7 protein-coding genes and 1 pseudogene are annotated in these 4428 nt (G+C 69.6%); 3 read left to right on the top strand and 5 right to left on the bottom strand.

Going from position 1 to position 4428, the window contains the following annotated elements:
• From TR50_RS28120 to TR50_RS49855, 5 genes are all read right to left on the bottom strand, one after another.
• Nucleotides 1-346 (bottom strand): hypothetical protein (locus TR50_RS28120; protein ID WP_063775155.1); only part of this gene is annotated, 346 nt, incomplete at its 3' end.
• Between the two features lie 41 nt (nucleotides 347-387).
• Nucleotides 388-609, bottom strand: a complete 222-nt coding sequence (locus TR50_RS28115; RefSeq protein ID WP_042428036.1) for a hypothetical protein — start codon at nucleotides 607-609, stop codon at nucleotides 388-390.
• Entirely contained in the window at nucleotides 609-869 is a 261-nt protein-coding gene (locus TR50_RS28110; RefSeq protein ID WP_042428033.1) for a WhiB family transcriptional regulator, read from the bottom strand. Before TR50_RS28110 ends, TR50_RS28115 begins: the two co-directional genes overlap by 1 nt.
• Before the next feature lie 140 nt (nucleotides 870-1009).
• Nucleotides 1010-1492: an ATP-binding protein gene (locus TR50_RS28105; RefSeq protein WP_236654623.1), complete on the bottom strand. Its 483-nt coding sequence runs from the start codon at nucleotides 1490-1492 to the stop codon at nucleotides 1010-1012.
• Nucleotides 1489-1611, bottom strand: coding sequence for a hypothetical protein (locus TR50_RS49855; RefSeq protein WP_269084820.1), 123 nt, complete (start codon nucleotides 1609-1611; stop codon nucleotides 1489-1491). The genes TR50_RS28105 and TR50_RS49855 overlap by 4 nt, the downstream gene beginning before the upstream one ends.
• A gap of 702 nt (nucleotides 1612-2313) precedes the next feature.
• On the opposite strand from TR50_RS49855, the gene TR50_RS28100 reads away from it, so the two are divergent.
• From TR50_RS28100 to TR50_RS49225, 3 genes and pseudogenes are all read left to right on the top strand, one after another.
• On the top strand, nucleotides 2314-2640 hold the full coding sequence (locus TR50_RS28100) for a putative quinol monooxygenase (RefSeq protein ID WP_042428030.1): 327 nt from the start codon (nucleotides 2314-2316) through the stop codon (nucleotides 2638-2640).
• Nucleotides 2640-3902 (top strand): helix-turn-helix domain-containing protein, encoded by a 1263-nt coding sequence (locus tag TR50_RS44690; RefSeq protein ID WP_084701110.1) that lies wholly within the window; start codon nucleotides 2640-2642, stop codon nucleotides 3900-3902. Before TR50_RS28100 ends, TR50_RS44690 begins: the two co-directional genes overlap by 1 nt.
• 209 nt (nucleotides 3903-4111) lie before the next feature.
• A pseudogene (locus TR50_RS49225) lies at nucleotides 4112-4428 on the top strand (transcriptional regulator); the annotation flags it as partial.

Genomic DNA, 4428 nt, shown 5'->3' with positions numbered 1-4428 from the left:
GCATCTGCTGGCGGTGGCGGCGCAGCCAGGCGACCGCTGCGGGCGTCATCGCGCCCGGGTCGGCCTCGTCGAGCGGCGCGGTGTCGATGTCGTGCATGGCCTCCGCAGGCGGCAGCAGCCGCATGTAGAGGGGGTTCGCGCCCGCGATCGTGCGGCTGTCGGCCAGCGTGGTCAGGTCGTAGCGCAGCCCGCCGCCGGCGAGCCACCAGCTGCGGACGACCTGGCAGACGAAGGTGTGGGTGGGCTTGCCCGACCAGAAGGCGCGGGCATCGCGGTAGAGCACGTAGTCGTGCGCCTTGTACTCGGTGGCGGGCGGGGTGAGCGTGGTCTGCGGTTCGGTGGTCACGGGCTGCTCCTTCGACTTCGGCTTGGTCCGGGATGGCGAGGTCAGCTGGCCGGGCGGTTCTGGAAGTCAGCTCCCAGGAGCCAGCAGCTGCGCTGGGCGGTGCGAAGTGCGCTGCGCCAGGCCCGGCGAACCGGGCGGGGCGCACGGGCCTGGGTGACCAGGGCGGCGGGGCGCTGGGCGCCGATGGAGACCAGGACCTCGAAGGACTCGAAGTCGGTGGCGGTCCAGCGGCGGTGGACGCGGTTGCGGCGGAGGTTGATCATCACGCCACCTGCCGCGACTTCGTGCGGTTCCGGGAGGCGCGGCGGAGCATGTTGCGCCGCTCGTCCTCGCTCATGCCGCCCCACACGCCGGCGTCCTGGCCCGTGATCAGCGCCCACTGGAGGCAGTGCTCCATGACCGGGCAGCGGCGGCAGACCGCCTTGGCCTCCTCGATCTGCAGGAGCGCCGGGCCGTTGTTGCCGATCGGGAAGAACAGGTCGGGGTCCTCGTCCTTGCAGACCGCGCGGTGTCGCCAGTCCATCTCGTCCTCCGTCGTATTCGTGCACGTCAAGGTGGGTCCGCCACGACGAAGGGCGGGTGCGCGGTGATCGCGGCCCTCGGGTCCGGAGACCGTCGGCAGGCTGACCTTCCACGCACCCGCCCCGTCGGCGGTGTGCTGCGCTACTTCGTGAGGTGGCACTGGATCTGCTTGCCGAGCGGCGAGCACTCGAGCGTCCAGCCGGGAGCCAGGTGGTCGACCAGGGCCAGGCCCCGGCCGCTCTCCGCGCTGTCGCTGTCCAGGTCGGTGCCGGTGCGCTGCGGCAGCAGCTCGGGGACCGGGTCGTGGACGGTCACCGCGATGCCGCGGCCGGTGACGTACACCTCGATCACCAGCGGCACGTGCTGTCCGCAGGCGTTGACGGCGTTGCCGACCAGCTCCGACAGGACGAGCTGCGCGTTGGCGGCGGAGTCGTCGTCGGCACCGTAGGCCACCAGCACCGATCGCGTCAGCCGGCGAACGGCGCGCAGCGTCTCCGCCGTGGCGATGATGTGCGCGGCGAAGCCCCGGTTGCGGTGCCGCAGGTACAGGCCGGGGGAGGAGGGCGGGAGCAGCAACTGCTCCACGGACATGGTTCCGGTCCCGCAGACCGTCGGGGTGCTCACCGCTTCCCACCGTTCTGCTCGGCGCGGCGGGCGGCGTCCTCGCGGACCCGTCGCAGGGCCTCGTCGGCCTGGTTGGGGTGGTCGTCGGCGGCCGTGGCCGCCGCTACGATCGTGTTCAAGGTCGTTACCTCGCTCTTTGATCGGAGTGCCGCGACCTGTGACGACCTCGGTAGCCGCCGGGGTCGTCGTCGCGTTCGGGCCCCTTGCGACCCACCGCCTGGTCCCGCCCCGCGTGGTGGCGGGCGGGACCGACGGAACGTGCAAGGAGCTGATGGCGCGGCCGCTTCTGCCGCGCCTGACCACCTTTCGACCGGGAGGTGGCGTGCCCGCGGCCCCGGTTCACCCTCCGGAGGCCGTGCGATGTGAACCGCTTACCGGCTGGCGTGGGAGTCGTGGCGCGCCTGTCGCACTGTGAGTGCTAGTGCGTGGGGCGGGTGGTCCGCTCTTCCCTCCGTGGCACGAACTGGGATCTCCCAACTCGTGCCGCCGTTCACGGCGGCCGGCATTGTCTGGCTCCGGCCTGCCCTTCTGACGCTTCCCAGCCAGGCCCCTCAAGGGCCGGCGTGTCCAACCGGGCTCCCGCCGCCCGCCGGTTGCCCGGTCGGATCGGTGGAAGTGCGGTCCGTGGTCTGCGTCTTCAGTTCTCAAAGAACGAGCACGTCCCTGGTCCTCCGGCGAAGGAGAGCTTCCGGGTGCGGTGCTGCATTCGAAGCTAGTAGCACTCTGAGTGCTAGTCAATAGTGCAAGTGCTATCTAGCACTGCTTGACCTAGTGTGAGAATGTGTCTGAGAAGAGGTCCACCGCGAGAGGAAGGCGGTCCCGTGCCCAGCGGATATGCACTGGCAGTGCGATTCACCCTGCGCGACGCCGCAGCTGCCCATCAGTTCGATGACCTGGTGGCGCAGACCGCCGTCGGCATCCGCGCTGAGCCCGGCACGCTCGTCTATGCCGTGCATGAGCCGGTGGACGAGCCGCTGGTCCGGGTCTTCTACGAGCTCTACGCGGACCACGCGGCGTTCCAGATCCATGAGGAGCAGGCCCACACCAAGCACTTCCTCGCCGCTCGCGAGCAGTTCCTGGCCAACGTCGAGGTGACGTTCATGAACGAGCTTGGAGAGCTCAGCAAGCGCCCCGGAGCGGAGGGGTGATGAAGCCGAAGCCAACCGGACGAAACGTCGACCCGAGCGATCGAGCGTTCGGGCAACGCGTCCAGAGGTTCCGCAAGGAGAGGGGCCGCACCCAGGCCGAACTGGCGGCAGCGCTCGGCAAGACGTCCAGCTGGATGTCGCAGGTTGAGCGTGGCATCCAGCCGGTACAACGCGTCGACCTGCTCCAGCAGCTGGCGGACGAGCTGGGCGTGTCCGTCCAGCAGTTGCTCCCGGGTAGTCCTGCAGACCTCGGAGGGCAGTCATCGGCTCCCGCCCCCCTGGCTCTGTCCAACGATCTGGATGAGACCCGCCGTCTGATCTCGGGCCACCCTGCGCTGGGCACTCTGCTGTCCGGCGGGAGCGTCGGCGAGGGCACGTCCGTAGAGGCGCTGCGCGGCGATGTTGACGACTTGTGGGAGCTGACCCACGCGGGCCAGCTCGCGCAGGTCAGCGTCCTGGCCGTGGAGATGCTGCCCCGGCTTGAGCGGGCGGCCCGCACAGCCCCGGAGTCGGACCAGGCGGAGCTGTTCCTGCTGCTTTCCCGGGCCTACCAGGCTCTGTCGGCCGCCTTCGTTCGGCAGGACGAGGCCGACGCCGCTTGGGTCGCCGCCGACCGTGCGGTCTTCGCGGCGGAGCGGTCGGGCGAGCCGCTGCACGTCTGCGCCGGCGTCTTCCGCATGGTGCAGGCGTTCGTCCGCCTGCGCAGCCTCGGCCAGGCAGAACATGCTGCCCGCACAGCGATCGACGCCCTGCGAGAGCAGGGGGACGACTCGCCGCAGGCGCTGTCCGTTCTCGGCTCGCTCCACCTGGCCATGGCCCTGGTCCACGCACGTGCCAGCGCCCGGGCCGAAGCCAAGACCGAACTCGCTGAGGCTCGCGCCATCGCGGCCCGGCTGGGAGAGAACCGAAACGACTTCAACCTCGAGTTCGGCCCAGTCAACGTCGAGATCCAGGCCGTGAGCACCGCAGTCGACCTCGGCGACGCCGGGGAGGCACTCGACATTGGCCTCACCATCAACGCCGAAGACCTCTCCCCGGAGCGCCAGGGCCGCCTGCTGATGGACCTGGGGCGAGCACACGCGCAGAGGCGCCACGGGGGAGAGGCCCTCGACTGCCTGCTGCGCGCCGAAGCCGTGGCCCCAGAGCTGATCCAGACTCATCAGGCGGCGCGGGCGACCATCCATGAATTGGTGCTCATCGCCGGGCCGAACGCTCCGCGGGAACTGCTTGACCTGGCCGAACGAGCTGATGCCCTTGACTAGGCGACTGCTATGCCGAGCAGCAACCACCGTGATCGACCCCCTTTTTGATCTCGTTCCTCAAGGGGATCCATCACAGCCGGGCCGGGGCTGACGTTGAATCACAGAGCGCTACAGCAGTTACTCAACGGGATTCAACATCCGGCTCAACGCGGGATTTTGAGCCTCGCGCCTAGGCTGCGGAGCATGGTCAAAATGAGGGCGGTGGGGGCGTGAGGAAGACCGAGCATCCGGGCTGGCAGCCGTACAAGCTGCGCGATCAGCGGGAGCGTCACGGGCTCACGCAGGAGCAGGCCGGCGAGCAGCTGCGGAGGGTGGCTGAGCGCCATCGGTTGAAGGGCATCCCGGCCGGCAATCCGCAGACGATCTCGCAGCATGAGCTGGGTGAGGTGTATCCGGGCCCGCACTACAGGCGGGCCTACGCGCTGCTGTACCGGGCGACCGACGTGCAGCTCGGCTTCCGTGACCCACTGCCGGGTGAGGAGGCGGCCGCGTTCGACCTGACGCCGATGGACCACCAGCACAACGG

Origin of the sequence: Streptacidiphilus anmyonensis (assembly GCF_000787855.1) — a bacterium.
In the GTDB taxonomy this organism is placed as follows: domain Bacteria; phylum Actinomycetota; class Actinomycetes; order Streptomycetales; family Streptomycetaceae; genus Streptacidiphilus; species Streptacidiphilus anmyonensis.
Note: the sequence above shows the minus strand (reverse complement) of the source record. Positions and strands in the feature narration are given on the sequence as shown.